At 64.1% G+C, this 18,986-nt stretch carries 9 protein-coding genes and 2 riboswitches; of the genes, 3 read left to right on the forward strand and 6 right to left on the reverse strand.

Annotation, left to right across the window (positions count from 1 at the left end; all coding sequences use genetic code 11):
- Positions 1-29: 29 nt before the first annotated feature.
- The 6 genes from G3O01_RS29590 to G3O01_RS29615 all read right to left on the reverse strand — a co-directional run bounded on the left by G3O01_RS29590 (position 30) and on the right by G3O01_RS29615 (position 16,532).
- On the reverse strand, positions 30-7,931 hold the full coding sequence (locus G3O01_RS29590) for a YadA-like family protein (protein ID WP_241024363.1): 7,902 nt from the start codon (positions 7,929-7,931) through the stop codon (positions 30-32).
- Positions 7,932-8,715: 784 nt separating this feature from the next.
- Complete coding sequence (locus G3O01_RS29595) at positions 8,716-9,384, reverse strand: VWA domain-containing protein (RefSeq protein ID WP_205810142.1); 669 nt, start codon at positions 9,382-9,384, stop codon at positions 8,716-8,718.
- A 29-nt stretch (positions 9,385-9,413) separates the two neighbouring features.
- On the reverse strand, positions 9,414-10,454 hold the full coding sequence (locus G3O01_RS29600; protein ID WP_205810143.1) for an ATP-binding protein: 1,041 nt from the start codon (positions 10,452-10,454) through the stop codon (positions 9,414-9,416).
- Complete coding sequence (cobN, locus tag G3O01_RS29605) at positions 10,451-14,257, reverse strand: cobaltochelatase subunit CobN (protein WP_205810144.1); 3,807 nt, start codon at positions 14,255-14,257, stop codon at positions 10,451-10,453. Before cobN ends, G3O01_RS29600 begins: the two co-directional genes overlap by 4 nt.
- 10 nt (positions 14,258-14,267) lie before the next feature.
- Positions 14,268-15,365, reverse strand: a complete 1,098-nt coding sequence (gene cobW, locus G3O01_RS29610) for a cobalamin biosynthesis protein CobW (RefSeq protein ID WP_205810145.1) — start codon at positions 15,363-15,365, stop codon at positions 14,268-14,270.
- A 197-nt stretch (positions 15,366-15,562) separates the two neighbouring features.
- Positions 15,563-15,834: riboswitch (cobalamin riboswitch) on the reverse strand.
- 116 nt (positions 15,835-15,950) lie between these two features.
- Entirely contained in the window at positions 15,951-16,532 is a 582-nt protein-coding gene (locus G3O01_RS29615) for a hypothetical protein (protein WP_205810146.1), read from the reverse strand.
- 287 nt (positions 16,533-16,819) lie between these two features.
- Positions 16,820-17,077: riboswitch (cobalamin riboswitch) on the forward strand.
- Positions 17,078-17,225: 148 nt separating this feature from the next.
- On the opposite strand from G3O01_RS29615, the gene cobA reads away from it, so the two are divergent.
- The 3 genes from cobA to cobO are packed head-to-tail and all read left to right on the forward strand — an operon-like array spanning position 17,226 to position 18,984.
- Positions 17,226-17,969 carry a uroporphyrinogen-III C-methyltransferase gene (gene cobA, locus G3O01_RS29620; RefSeq protein WP_205810147.1) on the forward strand — a complete coding sequence of 248 codons (744 nt, stop codon included), beginning with the start codon at positions 17,226-17,228 and terminating at the stop codon, positions 17,967-17,969.
- Positions 17,966-18,385 (forward strand): cobalamin biosynthesis protein, encoded by a 420-nt coding sequence (locus G3O01_RS29625; protein WP_205810148.1) that lies wholly within the window; start codon positions 17,966-17,968, stop codon positions 18,383-18,385. Before cobA ends, G3O01_RS29625 begins: the two co-directional genes overlap by 4 nt.
- Positions 18,382-18,984: a cob(I)yrinic acid a,c-diamide adenosyltransferase gene (gene cobO / locus G3O01_RS29630; RefSeq protein ID WP_205810149.1), complete on the forward strand. Its 603-nt coding sequence runs from the start codon at positions 18,382-18,384 to the stop codon at positions 18,982-18,984. Before G3O01_RS29625 ends, cobO begins: the two co-directional genes overlap by 4 nt.
- The last annotated feature ends 2 nt before the right edge of the window (positions 18,985-18,986 follow it).

Here is an 18,986-nt window from a genome sequence, read left to right on the forward strand (position 1 = left end):
CGCGTGCGCGCGGCGGGCGCGTCAGGTCGTCAGAAGCCGAAGGTTGCGCCTACCGACGCACCCGTGCTGGCACCGCTCCCCGTCGAACGCGTGACGTGCGCGTTCACCAGCAACCGGTCGGAGACCCAGTAGTTGGCGCCGACCGCGAGCGCCGACGCGCCGCCGTACGTGCCCGCCGCCGCCGACATCTGGAAGTTGCCTTCCGCACGCGCATTCGGGATCAGCGAGGTCGCCGCCATCGCCGCCGCGCCCAGCGAGTTCATCTTGTCGTTCATCTTGTTGAACTGCTGGTCGGTGTACGAGTTCGCCTGCTGGACAGCCTGGTTGACGGTGTTGCTGCTGGCGGTCGCGATCGCATCGTTCAACTGGCTGACGTTGACGGCGTCGGTGCCCTGCGTGCCCGCCGCGACGTTCGTGATGCGACGCTGCTGGCTGGCGGAACCGACGGACACCGTGTTGTCGTCGGTTGCCACCGAGCCTGCGCCGAGTGCCACCGAATTGTTGCCGCTCGCCGTCGAACCTGCGCCGATTGCGACGGCATTGCTGCCCGTTGCGTTCGATGCGTAGCCCGTCGCGACGGACTGCAAACCGTTCGCAACCGACAGCGCGCCCATCGCAACCCCGTGCGTGCCGCCCACCTGCGCGGCTTCGGTGTTGCGGTCGCCGTCGCCCACGAACAGCGTGTCGACGCCCGTGCCTGCATTGGCGATCTTGTCGACCTTCGCCTGCAGATCCGTGTATTGCGCGAAGTTCACCGCATCGTTGGCAGACGAGCCCGCCGCAACGTTGTGGATCGCCACGGGCGCCGCGCCCGCCGAACCGTCGCCCAGCGTGATGTTGGTGTAGTCGGTCGCCGTCTTGCCGCTGGCGTCGGTGGTCGTGTCGTACGTTACGGCCGTCTTCGTCGAACCATTGCCATTGATGATGCCAGCCGCTTTCAGTTGCGCGACGTTGACTGCGTCATTGTCGTTCGTGCCGGCCGCGACGCCCGTCAGCACGCGCGCCGCACCGTCCTTGTTCGTGAAGTCGACGACGGTGCCGTCGGTCTTCGACGCGACCAGAATGTTCCTGCTGGTTGCATCCTGCGTGACGATGCCGATACCACCTTCGTTGATCTGCGTCTGCAGATTGGTGATGTCGGTGGTATTCGCGTAGACGCGCGCATCGAGGTTCGTGATCGCGCCGCCTATTGTCGTGATGGTCGTGCCGCCGATGTTGTACGTCGGGTTCGTGATCCTGCCCGTCGACGGGTCATAGGTCGAACCGCCGCCAATCACACTGGCCGTCGACGCCGCCACGTTGAACAGTTGCGCGCCGTTCACCGCATCGAGGCTCGATGCGTTCACCGCGCCGGCTGCAACGCCCGTGAGTTTGCGCGCGGCACCGTTCGTGTTCGTGAAATCGACGATCGTGCCGTCGGTCGTCGATGCAACGAGAATGTTTCTGCTGGTTGCATCCTGCGTGACGATCCCGATGCCGCCATCGTTGATCTGCGTCTGCAGGTTCGTGATATCGGTCGAGTTCGCGTACACGCGGTTATCGAGGTTCGTGATCGCGCCGCCTATCGTCGTGATCGTCGCGCCGCCGATGTTGTACGTCGGGTTCGTCACCTTGCCCGTCGACGCATCATAGGTCGAACCGCCGCCAATCACACTGGCCGTCGACGCCGCCACGTTGAACAGTTGCGCGCCGTTCACTGCATCGAAACTCGAGATGCTGACCGTGCCCGCTGCAACGCCTGTCAGCCTGCGGGCACCTGCCGTGCCCGTGAAATCGACTGTCGAGCCACCCGTCTTCGAGGCAACCAGAATGTTCTTGCTGGCCGGATCCTGCGTCACGAGACCGATGCCGCCATCGTTGATCTGCGTCTGCAGGTTCGTGATATCGGTCGAGTTCGCGTACACGCGGTTATCGAGGTTCGTGATCGCGCCGCCTATCGTCGTGATCGTCGCGCCGCCGATGTTGTACGTCGGGTTCGTCACCTTGCCCGTCGACGCATCATAGGTCGAGCCGCCGCCGATCACGCTCGCGATGCTCGTGCCTTCGGCGTTCACCTTCGCGTCTTCGGACTTGAGCTGGCTCACGTTGACCGCGTCGGTTGCGTTGAGGCCCGCAGCGAGATTCGTGATGCGGCGTTCGCTGCCTTGCGCACCGACGGACACTTCACCCGCAGCCGTCGCCGCCGACAGCGTCGCGTTGCCGGGGTTGAATGCCGCCATGGCGAGCGTGCTCGAATTCGCCAGCGAGTTCGCACCGAGCGCGACGGAGTTCGCCGTCGTCGCGCTCGCGTTGCCGCCGATCGCCACGGCGTTCGCGCCCGACGCTGCCGAGTCGGCGAGTGTGGAGTTCGCGTGGAAGTACTTGATGCCCTCGCCGTTGAAGATGTTGTTGATCGAGTTGTTGATGTACGTAATGTTGTTGCCCAGATTCGTCACGTTCTGGTTGGTCGCGTACAGCTGCGCGCCGTTCACCGCATCCGTGCTCGTCGCGCTGACATCGCCCGCCTTCAGCTTCGTGAGCTTCGTGCCGCCCGAGCCTTGCAGCGAAATCTGCGTTTTCGAAGTGTCGTCGTACGCCACGCCCAACGGATTGCCCGTCGCCGCTGCGTTGTTCAAGGCCGCCAACGCGTCGCCCACATTGGTGTACGTACCGCCGCCGACCGCGTATGACGGCTTGAACATCGGGTCGTTGCCGGGGACATAGGTCGCCGAGCCACCCAACGCCGCTGCCGCAGCGGCGCCGAGCCGATTGACCTTGTCGTCTTCCGTTGCCAGCTGACTGACGTTGACGGCGTCCGTCGAAGCCGAGCCCGCTGCCAGATTCGTGATGCGGCGTTGCGCGCCCGCAGCGCCCACCGACACTTCACCCACGTTGTTGACGCCCGAACCGGCGGTGTAGCCCGTCGGCGTGAACGCGGCGCTGGCTAGCGTCGTCGAGTTCGCCACCGAGTTCGCGCCAAGCGCGACGGAATTCGCCGTCGTAGCGGTTGCGTTGCCGCCGATCGCGACCGAGTCCGTGCCCGAAGCCACGGAGTCCGCGAGCGCCGAGTTCGAGTGGAAATACCTGATGCCGCCGCCAATCAGGATGTTGTTCACCGTGCTTGTGATGTTCGTCACATTGCCGTTGGTCGCCGTTTCAGCCGCATCGAGCTTCGCGATCGCGGTGCCGACGTCGGAGATGTTCGACAGGTTCTGCACCGTGTACTTCGGCGCCACGAACGCACCCGTCGACGTATTCAGCGCCGCGCCGCCGCCCAGCGCCGCTGCCGCGCCGGAGAGCTGCGACACGTTCACGGCATCGGTGTTCTGCGTACCGGCACCGACGTTGATGATCTGGCGCTGCTGCTTGTTGCTGCCCACGGACAGCACGTTCGCACGGCCGTTGTCGGAGCTGGCGTAACCCAGCGTCACGCTGTTCACGCCGACGGCCACGATGTCCTTGCCGATCGCCATCGTGTTGCTGCCGCCAACGGCGACGTTGTTGCCGATCGCGATCGCGTTGTCGTTATCCGCTTCCGTGCCGTTGTTGCCGATCACGATCGCGTTGGCCGCGTTCGCCGAGACCACACTGCCGATCACTACGGTGTTCGAGCCATTGATCGCAATGTTCTGACCCACGCCGACCGAAGAGGCCGAGCCGACCTGCACGTTGTCGCCGATAGCGAGCGCGTAGTCGGCCATGGCAGCCGTGTTCAGGCCGATCGCCATCGAATCGATGCCGATTGCCTTGATCATGCCGCCCTTGTCGGTCGGACCCGATGCGAGCAGTTGATCGGGTGGCAGACTCGACGTCACGCCGAGCAACGACTGGCTCGTTGCGCCGAGCATCTGCGTGGAGCCGCCGGATGTCGCCGCACCAGGCAGCCCGCCCTGGCTCGTGGTCTGGCTTTGCGCCTTCAGCCCGGCATTCAGGTTGGCCATGGCCGCCGCGATATTCGCACTGACCTGGCCGACCGTGGCGGCATCGGTCGCGTTGACGCCGTCTGCGACGTTGACGATACGGCGCGTGGACGTCGAACTGCCAACCGCGAACGTGTTCGCTGCCGTCGTTGCCGAGCCAAAGCCAATGGCGACGGAGTTCACGCCCTGTGCACGCGCGCCCGTGCCGATCGCCAGCGCGCCGTTGCCGTTCGAGAACGAGTTGCCACCGATCGCGATCGAGTCGGAGCCTGAAGCCTGCGCAACGTTCGCATTCGTATCGCCGAACTGGATGTACCGCAGCTGCGGGTTGATGCCATTCACAAGGGTCGCGAGGGCATCACCCACGTTCGAGTACGTCGAGCCCGCAACGTTGTACGTCGGCAGTTTGACCGAGCCATCTGCATTCACCGCCGCGCCGCCGCCGAGCGCGGCGGTCACGCCCTTGAGCTGGTTGACGTTCACTGCATCGGTATTGGCGGTACCTGCCGACAGATTGATGATCTGACGCTGCGCCGTCGACGAGCCGACGGAGACGGTGTTCGCGCGGTCAGCCAGCGAGCCTGCGCCCAGCGCCACCGAATTCGCCGCCGACGCATTGGCTGCATTGCCCAGCGCAAGGGTATTCGCACCGGAGGCGATTGCGTTCGGCCCCATCGACACGCCGTTCGCGCCCGATGCCACCGAGCCGCCGCCGATCGCCACGCCCAGTGCGCCCGACACGTTCGCGTTCGTGCCGACTACAACGGCCCACGACGAGTTTGTCGAGTTCGCGCCGTTACCGATGGTCACCGACTTGTCGCCGGACGCCGAATCGCCGCCGATCGCTACCGAGTTGTTGGCCGTGGCCGCATTCTTCGCATTGTTGCCAATCGCGACGCTGGCCGCGCCGACTGCCGTCGCGCCGTCGCCCACCGCCACCGACGAACCGCCCATCGAATTCGCGCGGTCGCCGACTGCGACCGAGTTCGCGCCGCTCGCGAGCGAGTCGGCCTGGCTGGAATTCGCGTGGAAGTACTTGATACCGCCACCGTTGACGATGTTCGTCACGGTGTTGTTGATGTTGGTCGTCGACGCGTTGATGTTGTTGACGGTATTGCTCAGGTTCGACACGTTGCCGCTGATGCCGTTGACCTTCGCGTCTTCCGACTGCAACTGGCTCACGTTCACGGCATCCGTCGCGGCAGAGCCCGCGGCAACGTTCGTCACGCGACGCTCCGCGCCTGCCCTGCCCACCGACACTTCACCATTGGCCGCCGAAGCGATACCCGCCAGCGTGCCCGTGCCTGGGTTGTATCCCGCAGCCGACAGGGTGGCCGTCGTCGTCGAATATGCGCCCAGCGCCACCGAATTGGCCGCTGATGCCGTTGCGGCGTGACCCAGCGCCTCACTATCGGTCGCCGTTACGCGCGTGTCGCGTCCCAAGGCCGTGCCGTCATTCGCACTGACCTGCGAGCCCGTGCCGATAGCAAAGCCGCTGCTCGCCACCGCCGACGTCACCGTCGCCGCGTATCCCAGCGCCATGCTGTTACTCGCACCCGCGCCGACGTTCGCACTCTGACCCAGAGCAATCGATGCGGCGCCTGCCGACTGTGCATTCACGCCCACAGCGACCGCGTTTGCTGCCGAAGCCGTCGCGCTCGTGCCCACAGCGGTCGCATTTGAACCCGAGCCGACTGCGGCGCCGCCCGCTGCAACGGAGCCAGAGCCTGATGCATTCGAATCCGCCAGCGTCGAATTCGCGTGGAAGTACTTGATGCCGCCGCCGTTGACGATGTTCGTCACGGTGTTGTTGATGTTGGTCGTCGACGCGTTGATGTTGTTGACGGTATTGCTCAGGTTCGACACGTTGCCGCTGATGCCGTTGACCTTCGCGTCTTCCGACTGCAACTGGCTCACGTTCACGGCGTCCGTCGCGGCAGAGCCCGCGGCAACGTTCGTCACGCGACGCTCCGCGCCTGCCTTGCCCACCGACACTTCACCATTGGCCGCCGAAGCGATACCCGCCAGCGTGCCCGTGCCTGGGTTGTATCCCGCAGCCGACAGGTTGGCCGTCGTCGTCGAATATGCGCCCAGCGCCACCGAATTGGCCGCTGATGCCGTTGCGGCGTGACCCAGCGCCTCACTATCGGTCGCCGTTACGCGCGTGTCGCGTCCCAAGGCCGTGCCGTCATTCGCACTGACCTGCGAGCCCGTGCCGATAGCAAAGCCGCTGCTCGCCACCGCCGACGTCACCGTCGCCGCGTATCCCAGCGCCATGCTGTTACTCGCACCCGCGCCGACGTTCGCACTCTGACCCAGAGCAATCGATGCGGCGCCTGCCGACTGTGCATTCACGCCCACAGCGACCGCGTTTGCTGCCGAAGCCGTCGCGCTCGTGCCCACAGCGGTCGCATTTGAACCCGAGCCGACTGCGGCGCCGCCCGCTGCAACGGAGCCAGAGCCTGATGCATTCGAATCCGCCAGCGTCGAATTCGCGTGGAAGTACTTGATGCCGCCGCCGTTGACGATGTTCGTCACGGTGTTGTTGATGTTGGTCGTCGACGCGTTGATGTTGTTGACGGTATTGCTCAGGTTCGACACGTTGCCGCTGATGCCGTTGACCTTCGCGTCTTCCGACTGCAACTGGCTCACGTTCACGGCATCCGTCGCGGCAGAGCCCGCAGCAACGTTCGTCACACGACGCTCCGCACCTGCCTTGCCCACCGACACTTCACCATTGGCCGCCGATGCCACGCCCGACAGCGCGCCCGTACCCGGGTTATAGCCTGCTGCGCTCAGGTTGGCCGTTGTCGTCGAGTTCGTACCGAGCGCCACCGAGTTCGCCGCAGTCGCCGTCGCCCGCGCACCGATCGCCACACCTTGTACGCCTGCGGCGCCGACGTTCGCCTGCGTGCCAAGCGCAACGCTGTCCTGACCTGCAGCATTCGTCTGATACCCCATTGCGTTCGAGTAGCCGCCGCTAGCCACCGCCGACGTGCCCGTGGCGACCGCATTGTTACCCGACGCCAATGCCGATTGTCCTAAAGCAATGGCCGAGGTGCCCGTCGTTTTGGCGACATAACCGATAGCCACCGAGTTCCCTGACGCCGTCGAGTTGTAGCCGATCGCGACTGCATTCGAACTCGCGTTAGTCGCATAGCCGAGCGCAGTGGCCTCATAGCTCGACGCTGTCGCATACGCGCCGACCACCGTGTTCGCACCCCACGTGTTGTCGCCATTGGCGTTGGCGGCATAGCCCAACGCGACACTCGGCATCGCACCCGTCTGGTTGGTGGACATGTACGCCTGGGCGCCGCCACCGATTGCCACGTTGCCGATATCGGCAACGCCTGCGCCGCCTGCCTTGCTGTTGACGCCCATCGCGATCGTGGAAGCCTGATTGGCCAGCGCATTGCCGCCAATCGCCAGGCTGTTTGCACCCGCCGATGTCGACTGGTAGCCCAGCGCCACCGCCGAGGTACCCGACGCAGTCGACGACAGACCGCCCGCGAATGCGCCGCCCGCGAGCGCCGACGACTGGTCGCCAACCGCGGTCGCGCCACCCGTGCCCGCCGTGTGTGTCCAGTAGCCAACGGCAACGTCGCCATACGCTGACGCCGTCGCGCCTGTGCCCACAGCCGTCGCGTTCTGCCCCGAGCCGACCGCTGCGCCGCCCGCTGCCAGTGAACCCGAACCCGAGGCATTCGAATCCGCCAGCGTCGAATTGGCATGGAAGTACTTGATGCCGCCACCGTTCACGATGTTGTTCACCGTGACATTCATGCTGTTGACGGTACTGCTGATGTTCGAGATGGTCGTGCTGTAACTGTTGACCGTATTGCTGAGCGTCGAAACCGAACTGCTCACCTGGTACAGCTGGCTGCCGTTGACCGCATCGGTACTGGAACTGCTGACCGTGCCAGCTGCCAGGGAAGTGATCTTCTGGTTGTTCAGGTACGTCGTGCTGTACAGATATATGCCGCCCGGTCCCTTCAGGTTCAGCGCGTTGGTGTAGTAGTCGTCGTAGACCATGGCCGTACCGCCCGCACCGTTCGCGCCATTTTGATCGCCAACCCCCAGAAGGAAGTTGTAGTGGACGTAGTTCCCATTGACCGTGGCGTTGCTGCAATTTGGCGAAACTTGCCCCGAGTATCCGTGAGACCAGCCGCCCCCTCCTCCCGTCGGGCAAAGGATGAGCGCTCCGCCGCCCGCGAATACTGCTCCGCTGTAAGCCCCAGTCCCCAGCGCGACTGCCGCCAGCACACGTTTCGCAGCATTCCGTTTTCCCCGCGCTCTGGAATTCTCTTGCGCTGCCACCCACGTCCCGGTCGATTCGTTCCAGACCGAACGATATGTCTTATTCATTCGCAATCCTGTTTATTTATGTTAAAGCGAACCTGAAACAAGTGACACTCTCATCCGTCACCACGGTCGTCCATTCCTTCCTCGGCTACATGATTTCAGCCGACAACCGGCTGAACCTTAAGAGACGGGAACCGCTTGCAGGAATCGGACTATTCCGAAGCGCCTTGAATCACACGCACTTTAAAAGTAGTCCTACATATTGATTCGACCATTCCTACACGTCGAACAGACATTGAAGCTCGATCAAGTGAGATTGATTCGGCAGCGCACCGGTGCCTGCGCTACGCCCATAGAGGTGATTCGCCTACGAAGGCTAAGACCTGCGCGGGGCGGCAGGTAGTCCGCAGCCTGGCGGCGCGGCGCCCGACAATCAGTGAAACGTGCGCACCGTGCGAAGAGGAGGAACAAAGAGACAGACAGCGCCCGTCCTGGCAAACGGGCGCAACGAAGGCTACGACGCGTTCGGTCGATCAGCCTGGGTATCGCCGAGCAATGCGTCGACCGTCACGTATTCGGCATGCCATTCGTGTGCAATTTGCCGGCAACGCCCGAGCGGCACCTGTCCGCTCTCGAAATCGACGACCACGACATGATCTGTAGCGATGGGACGCGACGGTAAACCGCTGCTGCGGCCATCCGTCAGGAGCCAGAGCCAGCGCTGCCGCGTCCGGATTCTGCGCGCAGCCTGCGCCAGAAGCTGATTCGCCCGTTCGATGCCGAGCGACAACGGTGTCCCACCGCCACCGCCGACCGGTTCGATCCACCGTTCATTCCACCAGCGCGGCACGGCCGGACCGAAGTGCACATCGGCCTGAACACCGCCGAAGCACACCAGCGCCACTTCCGAGCGCGTCATGCGCGCCTGATCGAACAACGCGACGAGCAGGCCCTTGGCGAGCGCCAGTCGCTGCCCGGACAACATCGAATGGGAACAGTCGAGCACGAAGCAATGCAGCACGCCACCGCGCGCTTCTTCATGCACGAAATGCAGATGTTCAGGACGCAGCGCGGCATCGCGCTTCGCTGCCAGCGAGCGCGGCCATGCGATGCGTCGCGCGCCGGCCGTGCCGGCCCGCGATGCATCGCCCGCGCCCTGCCGCCATCGAAAACCGCTGCGCATCGCGCGCGCGGCCGCGTTCTTTCGATGGCCTAGCGTTTTTTTATGTCGAGTGGAATAACGCTCTTGACGCCTGCGACTCGCACGATGCCCGTCGGCTCGGGCGGAAGATAGCCATGGTCGCTGTCCGTTGCAGCGGACTCGGGTTGCGACGAAGCATCCTGCTGCGAAGAAGATCCAGCGTCATGCGTACGCGAGGCAGCGTCATCATGCGTCCGGCGCCGGTGCAACAGTACCGACGCGGCGACGCGATCGACATGCGCTGCTGTCACGGCATCCGCCTGTTCAAGCGCGGCGAGCGCCCGCGCAGCACGCAGCATCACGAGATCGGCGCGCAATCCGTCCACGCCGGCCGCGATGCACAACGCGCTGACATGCGCGTGAACTTGATCGTCGAACGCCAAACGCGGCAACGCGGCGCGCGCATCGTGGAGCCGCGCGACATGCGTTTCCTGCTCGGCCGCATGAGACGCGCGAAATGCGACAGGATCGAGATCGAACGCGAGTCGTGCCTTGACGATCGCCTGACGCGTCTGCGCCTCGAAGCAGTTTTCCAGCGCAACCATCAGCCCGAAACGGTCCGTCAGTTGCGGGCGCAATTCGCCCTCTTCCGGATTCATCGTGCCGATCAGCACGAAACTCGCGTCGTGCGTATGCGACACGCCATCGCGCTCGACGGTGTTCACGCCGCTCGACGCCGCATCGAGTAGTGCATCGACGAGCCCATCGGGCAACAGGTTGACTTCATCGACATACAGCACGCCGCGGTGCGCCTTTGCCAGCAGACCCGGCGAAAAGCGCACGGACGCATCGCGCAAAGCCGATTCGATATCGAGTGTGCCGATCAGCCTGTCTTCGCTCGCGCCGAGCGGCAGCGTGACGAACTGGCCCTCAGGCAGCAACTCGGCGAGCGCGCGCGCCGCCGTCGATTTGGCCGTGCCGCGCGGACCGCTGACCAGCACGCCGCCGATGCCGGGATCGACAGCGGCCAGCAGCAACGCCTGTTGCAGCGGCGCCTGGCCGATCAGCGCAGAAAACGGAAACGCCGCGCGCGGTGCGTTGGCTTCGCTCATGATCGTGATCCTTCGATGTGCTGTTCGCTGTCCAGCAGGTGTTGCTCGACTTGCGCGCGATAGTCGCCGGGTTCCTGCCATAGACCGCGCTGCATCGCTTCGAGCAGCCGCTCGCAGACGCCGTGCAGCGCGTGCGGATTGTGCTTGCGCATGAACTCGCGTGTATCCGCGTCGTTCAGATAAGCATCGGCGACGAGCGCATATTGATGATCCGCAACCACGCGCGCGGTTGCATCGTAGCCGTAGAGATAATCGACCGTTGCTGCGATTTCCGCGGCGCCCTTGTAGCCGTGGCGCTTCACGCCATCCAGCCACTTCGGATTCACGACGCGCGAACGGATCACGCGCGCGATCTCCTCATGCAGCGTACGAACGCGCGGCGCATCCGGGTTGCTGTGATCGGCGTGATACACATGCGGCTGACTGCCAGCGAGATGCCGCACGGCCGCCGTCATGCCGCCCTGAAACTGGTAGTAATCATTCGAATCGAGCACGTCGTGCTCGCGGTTATCCTGGTTCTGCAGCACGACGTCCATCGCGGCGAGCCGCGTGCCGAACGCGTGCCGCGCTTCTTCGCCGGCGCGCTTCTGCGTGTACGCATAGCCGCCCCACGACAGATACGCGTTCGCGAGATCGGCATCCGTTTGCCATTGCTGCGTGTCGATCATCTGTTGCAAACCCGCGCCGTACGCGCCCGGACGCGCGCTGAACACGCGAAAGCCCGCGCGCCTGCGTGCTTCATCGGGCGCGACGCCGCGCGAAATCCACGCGTCGCGCTCGCGCAGCACGCGTGCGCGAATCGGGTTCACGTCTTCCGGTTCGTCGAGTTCGGCGACGGCTTGCACGGCTGCATCGAACAGATGCATCACGTTCGCGAACGCGTCGCGGAAGAAGCCGGACACGCGCAACGTGACGTCGATACGCGGACGGTCGAACGCTGCGATCGGCATGATCTCGAAGTCCGTCACGCGATGGCTGCCGGGCGCCCATTTCGGCCGCACGCCGAGCAGCGCGAGTGCCTGCGCGATATCGTCGCCGCCCGTGCGCATCGTTGCCGTGCCCCACACGGATAGACCAATTGCGCGCGGATAATCACCGTGTTCCTGCATATGACGCTCGATCAGCATCTGCGCGGATTTGAGTCCGAGCGACCACGCGGCCTGCGTCGGAATGGCGCGCGTATCGACGGAATAGAAATTGCGGCCGGTGGGCAGCACATCTGGACGTCCGCGCGATGGCGAGCCGCTCGGCCCCGGCGGCACGAAACGCCCTTCGAGACCGCGCTTCAGGTGCATCAGTTCGTTTGCACCGCATGCGTCCAGACGCGGCAGGATATCGTTGCGCAGGCGTTCGAGTACGCGTGCTGCTTGCGGCAACGCTTCAGCGACGGCCCATGCGGGCGTATCGGCTGAAGGCATGCCGCACATCTCATCGAGCAATGACGCCGCGAGCAATTCGAGCCTTTCGCGCGTATCGCCGTTGTGGCGCCACGGCGAGTCGCTGACCTGTTGCAGGCACGACGGACGCGGACCATTCCATTCTGCAGACCAGTCCGCCGATAAAGGATCGAACAGGTGATCCATGTTCAGATCGCGCGCCAGCGCATCGATGAGGCCCGCCTTCGCGCCGTGTCCATCGCCTACCGGAAAGCGCCCGAGCGCGAGCAGCGTATCGCGCCGCTGCACGCCTTCCGGCGACTGCCCGAACGTATGCAAGCCGTCGCGGATCTGCGCTTCCTTCAACTCGCACAGCCATGCATCGACGCGCGTCAGCACCTCGTCTTCCGCCTCGGTGTTGGCAGGCGCGTCGAGGCTCAGTTCCTCGTGCAGGCGATGCGTGACGATCGTGTCGAGAATCGTCCGGCGCAATAGCTTCGCGCGGCGCGGATCGACCATCAGTGCGTCGTAGTATTCGTCGACCTGGCGTTCGAGATCCTGCAACGGCCCGTAGTTTTCTGCGCGCGTGAGCGGCGGCATCAGATGATCGACGATCACGGCCTGCGTGCGGCGTTTCGCCTGACTGCCCTCGCCCGGATCGTTGACGATGAACGGATACAGGTGCGGCAGCGGCCCGAGTATCGCATCGGGCCAGCACGTATCGCTGAGCGCCACGCTCTTGCCAGGCAGCCATTCCAGATTGCCGTGTTTGCCGACATGCACGACGGCATCGATATTGAACTGATGGCGCAGCCAGAAATAGAACGCGAGATACGCATGCGGCGGCACGAGTTCGGCGTCGTGATAGCTCGCGTAATCATTCTGTTCGCGCGAGCGCGGCGGCTGGATGCCGATGAACACATGCCCGCAGCGCCAGCCCGCGATCATGAAACGTCCGCGGCGCAAGGTGGGATCCTGCTCGGGCGCGCCCCACTTCGCGTTGAGCGCGTCGCGCATCGACTGCGGCAGGCGCGAGAAATGCGTGATGTAATCGCTCAGCGCGAGGCTTTGCAGCGCAGGGCGCAGATCGCGCACGACGGGGTCGTTGGTCACGCCTTGTGTGAGCGCGTCCATCAGTGCGTCGCCGCTCTCGGGCACATTGTCGACTGCATAGCCTTCGTCGCGCAGCATCTTAAGGATGTTCACGACGGACGCGGGCGTATCCAGTCCAACGCCATTGCCGATGCGCCCTTCGCTCATCGGATAGTTCGCGAGGATCAGAGCGAGCTTCTTGCCTTCGTTCGGCTTGCTACGCAGCCTGCACCAGCGCTCGCTCAGTTCCGCGAGAAACGCGATGCGCTCGTGATCCGGCTGATAGCGGACCACGTCCACTTCCGTATGCGGGCAGCGATACGCGAGTCCCTTGAAACTGATCGCGCGCGTGATGATGCGGCCGTCCACTTCGGGCAGCGCGACATGCATCGCGATATCGCGCGAATTGAGGCCGTGATTGTCGTTCAGCCAGTCTTCGCGGTTGCCGCCGCTCAGAATGACCTGCATGACGGGCGCATCGCCTGCCAGCGCGAGCGGCTCGGGATCGTCGATCGCGGACGCAGCGAAGGCCGTCGTGTTCAGCACGAGCGCAATGCGATGCTGCTCCGCCAGTTGCTGCACCACGTCGCGGCTGATCGTGTCTTTCAACGACGTGATCGCCACGGGCAGCGGATTCATCCCGCGCGCTTCGAGCGCGTCGATCAACGCATCGAACACGGCCGTGTTGGCAGCCTGCAAATGCGCCTTGTAAAACAGGATCGCGACGACAGGCGCATCGGGCTTCCAGCGTGCCTGCCAGTCTTCGATGGTCGCGATGTCGCGCGCGGGGTGATAAAGCGCGGCAGCCGGCAACGGAACGGGCGGCGCAGGCTCCTTGCCCCAGCCGAGCGTGCGCCACGCGATGCAGCGCATGAACGACTCGGCGTTATGCGCGCCGCCTTCACGCAGATAGCGCCATAACTGATGGCACAGATCTGCGTCGGCGGTACTGCGCGCGAGCAGGTTCGGGTCTTCCTGCAAGTCGCCCGAAAACATCGCGAGTGTCTGCTGCTTGCGCTGCGCCAGCGCGACGACCTGCTCGATTCCATACGGCCAGTACGCTTCGCCGCCCAGATGATCGACGACGACCACGCGCGCATGCTGCAATACATCGTCGATATAAAAATCCACCGATGCCGGCTGCCGCAGATACGTCACATTCGCGAGCCGCACGCTCGGAAAACCATCGCCGAGTCGCGGCACGACGCTCGCAAGCAGTGACAGTGTCGTGTCGGCGGAACTGAGGATCACGATATCGGCGGGCTTCTGGTCGATACGGATCACGCCCTTCGTATCGTCGACGAAACCCCCGGGGACGGTGCGCAGCAGATGCATCGGTACGCTCTCAGGCCTGTTGCGGCTGCACGTTCAACGCTTCGTCGAGCGCGCGCTGCAAGGTCGGCTGATCGAGATCTTCGCCGATCAGCACGAAGCGGCTCAGCGACGCGGCATCAATTTCGCCCGCCTGCCAGCGCCGGTCGAAGTAGCTGTCGAAACGGCGCCCGACACCTTGAATCACCAGACGCATCGCCGCGCCCGGCAGAGCCGCAAAACCCTTCACGCGATAGATCGTGTGACCTTCCACCACGTGCTGCAACGCCGCGATCATCGTTTCGCGCGACATGGCGCGCGCCGTGACGACGACGGAATCGAATTCATCGTGATGATGGTCTGCGTGATCGGGGTCGTCGGCGGAACCGTGATGATCGTGACGCAGATGAATCGTTTCTTCCGAAGCGGATTCGAGCCCGAGCAGCGCATGGAGATCGAGCTGACCCATGTGCGCGCGCACCACCTTCACCTGCGGCGGAATCTCTTCGCGAATCACGGCCTCGACGCTTGCCTGCTGCGCTTCGTCGAGCAGATCGGTCTTGTTGAGAATGACGAGATCGGCAGCCGACAACTGGTCTTCGAACAGTTCGTGCAGCGGCGATTCGTGATCGAGATTCGGATCGGCCTTGCGCAACTGGTCGACGGCAACGGGGTCTTCGGCGAACTGGCCGCTCGCAACGGCGGGACCATCGACTACGGTGACGACCGCATCGACGGTAAAGCTGTTCTTGATCGACGGCCAGTTGAACGCCTGCACGAGCGGTTTCGGCAGCGCAAGGCCCGAGGTTTCGATCAGTACGTGATCGATCTGGTCGCGGCGCTCAACCAGTTGCTCCATGACAGGGAAGAACTCTTCCTGCACGGTGCAGCACAGGCAGCCGTTGGCCAGCTCGTACAACTGGCCTTCTGCCTCGTTGCCGTTTTCATCGCAACCGATGCCGCAACCCTTGAGAATTTCGCCGTCGATACCGAGTTCGCCGAACTCGTTGACGATCACCGCGATGCGCAAGCCGCCCGCGTGTTGAAGGATGTGACGCATCAACGTCGTTTTGCCGCTGCCGAGAAAACCGGTGACGATCGTCACGGGAATCTTGCGCATCTGTGTCTGCATGGTGGCTCCGTTGCCCGACATGGATTCGGGTGACTTCGATGCCGCGCCGCCAGCAAGGCGCGGAGTCAAAAGTGATACACGGGGACGAAAAACGGCGCGACAAGCGGTACGACAAGCGGTGCGCAGCCCGCAATGACGGGCGCCCGACCGGCTTGAAGCGCGTAGGGAACATTGAACGCAGTGCCGCATCCCCGCAGCATCGCGTCGTTTTCTCGGGCCGGTATCCGGGCTGATGAAAGCGCCGCCTCTCCTTCCCGCGCGAGCGTTTTCGCGCAGTGGATTGTCTGCATGGGCCGCTATTGGACGCACATGCAGCGAGGCCGGCTCTGCATCGTCTGCGCGATGCCTTCACCTACCGTTGCGGGGAGCAGCATAGTTTGGCCGGCACTTTCATGCGCCCGGCCTGCTATTTCCCGTTTAACTGCGCGCGCAGAAAGCGCGCGCGAGCACCAGAGTGCGTGCGAGTTTAGGCCGTGAGGAAGGTAGCGTCAAGGACAGACGACGGCATGAAGCGTGCCTCATGCCGTCGTTCACTGAAGAAATATCCACCGGCTGCCTCCTGCGGCAGCCCTGAAGATGCGCAACTCAGTTTGCAGTGGCTTGCGGCTTGATTTCGATCGCCGCCGCCGACACGAACACCGCGTGGATCGTGTCGCCAACGTGCAGATTCTTCATGTCGAAATCGGGCGTCACCCTGATTACCTGGGTCTCGTAGACGCCGCGCAGCGTCAGCAGGCGCCGGGTTTGATCGATCTTCTGCACGGTGGAGAGCGTTTCGACCTGACGCGCCGTTTCCTTGCCGTCCGGACCCCGCAGAACGACCTGCGCATCGACCCGCTCGCGGATACCCTTGCCGGCGGAATCCACCTTTTCGGCCTGGACGAGCAGCGCATTCTTGTACAGTACGTCGACCTTGTCGCCGACGTGCAATGTATCGAACGTCGCGGCTTTGGCGCCCACTGACACCGTCACTTCGAGACCGTCGTCGCCTTTCAGCGTGACCGCCCGGGCGCCCGCGTCGATCGCGATGATGCGCGCCTTCAAATGCACCGACGGCGCCGCCTGGACGAGCGCATCCGCGTCACTGGCAAGCGGATCGGCTGCTTGCGCGGGGCCTGCCGTCAGCACGGCTGCCAGCAATACCGAGGCGATCATTGCTACTTTCATATAGATATTCTCCCTGGAGGTTGATCTGCCTGCCCTGCGGGCAGACGCAGACAAAAGCGGTTGAAAGAAACCGTCGATTCGAATCAAAGTGAAATTTAATTAGTTATCCGATATATCACACCGAAATAAACGGCATTTCACTTTCAATCACTATAAATGACCGCCTTTCAGCTTCGCCACCCGCACCGGTCGAAAACAGTTTTCGAACTTGTCGAAATGCAGCAGCAACCGCCCCACCGCGCGGGCACTCCGGATAAGCCCGCGGCGCCCCGGCAGCACGCGTGTGCTATCGTAGCGGCGCATCTGGTGCCCGCAGGCGTTGACCGCCTGTGAGGTTAAACGGGAAACAGGGAAGCGCCTGATCGTCGCGACATCGAAAGCGAAGAACATGCGCCCAGCCTGTGCTGTCCCCGCAACGGTCATGCGGCGAGCGGAAAAGGCATCTTCCGCGCAGTGCGTTCCGGGCCACTGCCTGCACTTGCAGGTGGGAAGGCGAACGCGATGAGCCGCCAGCCCGGATACCGGCCAGACGCAAGGGGGCGACAGTACGATCGCCATTCGCTGGAGCCGCGGGAAACGGACGCCAGCGCCCACGCGCGATACACGCCTACATCAGGCTCTCGCGCGTTACACGCAACATCGCATGACCTGTCACACACAAGCGTCCGCCTGCGCAGCGGCGCTCCCCACGCCATGAGCCGCGCCTGGCTGATCGGCGCCGGCCCCGGCGACGTCGAACTGCTGACGCTCAAGGCAGCGCGCACGCTCGCGCTCGCCGACGTCGTGCTCGTCGACGATCTCGTCAATCCCGATGTCCTGCAGTTCGCGCGCGAAGACGCGCAAATCGTCTATGTCGGCAAGCGCGGCGGGCAGCAGTCCACACCGCAACCCGACATCGTCGCGATGATGCTCGAGCATCTGCGCGCGGGCCGCAGTGTCGCGCGCCTCAAGGGCGGCGACCCGTTCGTGTTCGGCCGCGGCGGCGAAGAGCAGCAGGCGCTGCAGGACGCGGGCATCCACGTCGAAATCATCAGCGGAATCACCGCTGGCATCGCCGCGCCCGCTGCCGTCGGCATTCCCGTGACCCATCGCGACCACGCACAGGGCGTGATCTTCGTGACGGGCCACGGCGCAGGCGAACACGAAGCGGATTGGCGCGCGCTCGCGGCCACGCGGCTGACGCTCGTGATCTACATGGGCATGCGCCGCCTGAGCGACATCGCCGACGCGCTCCTGAGTGCCGGCATGCCGCCCGACACGCCGTGCGCCGCGATCGAATCGGCGACGCGTCCCGAACAGCGCCATATCCGTTCGACCTTGCATGAACTCGTGCGGCACGTCGCGGAGGCCGGACTCGGCTCGCCGTCGATCGTCGTGATCGGCGGCGTCGCGTCGCTGGCCGCGCCCGTCGAAACCCTGCTCAAGCCCGCGCCATGACCGCGCTCGTTGCAGGTATCGGTTGCCGGCGCGGCGTGTCGGCCGAACAGATCGAAGCGGCCGTACGCGACGCGCTCGGCGCGACGCTGCCGTTTGCGGCACTGAACGCAATTGCGTCGATCGATACGAAAGCGGATGAATCGGGCCTCGTCGCGTTCTGCGCGCGGCATGCGCTGCCGCTGCAAACCTTCACACGCGAAGCGATCAACGCACTCGATACGCCTTTTGACGCCTCGCCGCACGTACGCGCGCAGCTCGGCGTCGACGGCGTCTGCGAGCCGTGCGCGTTGCTGGCTTCGCAAGGCGGCGCACTGCTCGTGCGCAAGCACGTGCGCGACGGCGTGACCGTCGCGATCGCGTGCGCTGCCGCACACCCTCATTCCAACGACACATCCAGAATCAAGGAACCCCGATGAAGACCGATCCCGAATCGCACGCACGCATGACGCAGCGCCGCCGCGAAGGCCACGAGAAAAAGCAGGCGCAGGCCACCGTCGAAAAAGGGCTGCTGATCGTCAATACGGGCACGGGCAAGGGCAAAACGACGGCAGCGTTCGGTATGGCCGTGCGCGTGCTGGGCCACGGCATGAAGCTCGGCGTCGTGCAGTTCATCAAGGGCGCGCTGCATACGTCCGAGCGCGATTTTCTGGGCGCAGTGGCGAATTGCGATTTCGTCACGATGGGCGATGGCTACACCTGGAACACGCAGGACCGCGAAGCCGACATCGCGACGGCGCGCAAGGGCTGGAACGAGGCACGCCGCATGATCGAAAGCGGCGAGTATCAGATGGTGATTCTCGACGAACTGAATACCGTGCTGAAGTACGAATATCTGCCGCTCGATGAAGTGCTCGAAGTCGTGAACGCGCGGCCGGAGATGGTGCACGTCGTCATCACGGGCCGTCACGCGCCCGACGCGCTGATCGACGCCGCCGACCTCGTCACCGAAATGCGCCTCGTCAAGCATCCGTACCGCGAGCAGCACGTGAAGGCACAACGCGGCGTGGAGTTCTGAGC

It is taken from the genome of Burkholderia sp. Ac-20365 (assembly GCF_017104715.1).
GTDB lineage: Bacteria > Pseudomonadota > Gammaproteobacteria > Burkholderiales > Burkholderiaceae > Paraburkholderia.

Bases quoted from the DNA above. Each gene is read 5' to 3' on its own strand.
- G3O01_RS29590 (WP_241024363.1), bottom strand. From the start codon at position 7,931: ATGGTCTACGACGACTACTACACCAACGCGCTGAACCTGAAGGGACCG.
- G3O01_RS29595 (WP_205810142.1), bottom strand. From the start codon at position 9,384: ATGCGCAGCGGTTTTCGATGGCGGCAGGGCGCGGGCGATGCATCGCGG.
- G3O01_RS29600 (WP_205810143.1), bottom strand. From the start codon at position 10,454: ATGAGCGAAGCCAACGCACCGCGCGCGGCGTTTCCGTTTTCTGCGCTG.
- cobN (WP_205810144.1), bottom strand. From the start codon at position 14,257: ATGCATCTGCTGCGCACCGTCCCCGGGGGTTTCGTCGACGATACGAAG.
- cobW (WP_205810145.1), bottom strand. From the start codon at position 15,365: ATGCAGACACAGATGCGCAAGATTCCCGTGACGATCGTCACCGGTTTT.
- G3O01_RS29615 (WP_205810146.1), bottom strand. From the start codon at position 16,532: ATGAAAGTAGCAATGATCGCCTCGGTATTGCTGGCAGCCGTGCTGACG.
- cobA (WP_205810147.1), top strand. From the start codon at position 17,226: ATGAGCCGCGCCTGGCTGATCGGCGCCGGCCCCGGCGACGTCGAACTG.
- G3O01_RS29625 (WP_205810148.1), top strand. From the start codon at position 17,966: ATGACCGCGCTCGTTGCAGGTATCGGTTGCCGGCGCGGCGTGTCGGCC.
- cobO (WP_205810149.1), top strand. From the start codon at position 18,382: ATGAAGACCGATCCCGAATCGCACGCACGCATGACGCAGCGCCGCCGC.